The organism is Fictibacillus sp. NRS-1165 (assembly GCF_050468105.1).
GTDB classification, from domain to species: domain Bacteria; phylum Bacillota; class Bacilli; order Bacillales; family Fictibacillaceae; genus Fictibacillus_C; species Fictibacillus_C terrinigri.
In genome coordinates this window covers 1-1,135 of record NZ_JBDPNU010000007.1, presented here as the reverse complement: position 1 = coordinate 1,135, position 1,135 = coordinate 1, and the positions used below count along the sequence as shown (strand labels likewise).

Sequence of the window (1,135 nt, the reverse complement as noted above, 5' to 3'; positions counted from 1 at the left end):
GAGAAGCTCTGAATTGAAGCCCCAGTAAACGGCGGCCGTAACTATAACGGTCCTAAGGTAGCGAAATTCCTTGTCGGGTAAGTTCCGACCCGCACGAAAGGTGTAACGACTTGGATACTGTCTCAACGAGAGACCCGGTGAAATTATAGTACCTGTGAAGATGCAGGTTACCCGCGACAGGACGGAAAGACCCCATGGAGCTTTACTGCAGCTTGATATTGGATTTTGGTACAGTTTGTACAGGATAGGTAGGAGCCTGAGAAGTCGGAGCGCCAGCTTCGATGGAGGCGTCGGTGGGATACTACCCTGACTGTATTGAAATTCTAACCTGGAACCGTGATCCGGTTCGGAGACAGTGTCAGGTGGGCAGTTTGACTGGGGCGGTCGCCTCCTAAATCGTAACGGAGGCGCCCAAAGGTTCCCTCAGAATGGTTGGAAATCATTCGCAGAGTGTAAAGGCACAAGGGAGCTTGACTGCGAGACCTACAAGTCGAGCAGGGACGAAAGTCGGGCTTAGTGATCCGGTGGTTCCGCATGGAAGGGCCATCGCTCAACGGATAAAAGCTACCCTGGGGATAACAGGCTTATCTCCCCCAAGAGTCCACATCGACGGGGAGGTTTGGCACCTCGATGTCGGCTCATCGCATCCTGGGGCTGAAGTAGGTCCCAAGGGTTGGGCTGTTCGCCCATTAAAGCGGTACGCGAGCTGGGTTCAGAACGTCGTGAGACAGTTCGGTCCCTATCCGTCGCGGGCGCAGGAAATTTGAGAGGAGCTGTCCTTAGTACGAGAGGACCGGGATGGACACACCGCTGGTGTACCAGTTGTTCCGCCAGGGGCATAGCTGGGTAGCTACGTGTGGACGGGATAAGTGCTGAAAGCATCTAAGCATGAAGCCCCCCTCAAGATGAGATTTCCCATCACGTCAAGTGAGTAAGACCCCTTAGAGATGATGAGGTTGATAGGTCTGGTGTGGAAGCGTGGTGACACGTGGAGCTGACAGATACTAATCGGTCGAGGGCTTATCCTTAATTAATCAGAAGTTTGGATGAAGTTATCTAGTTTTGAGGGAATATGCCTCAAACAAAGGTTTGTCAGCGACAACATATTCGAGGAAGCAAACGACGACTCTCCGGA

1 rRNA gene is annotated in these 1,135 nt (G+C 52.6%); it reads left to right on the top strand.

Annotation, left to right across the window (positions count from 1 at the left end):
* Window positions 1-1,028: ribosomal RNA gene (locus ABHN01_RS02725) — 23S ribosomal RNA — on the top strand; the annotation flags it as partial.
* Window positions 1,029-1,135 lie beyond the last annotated feature (107 nt).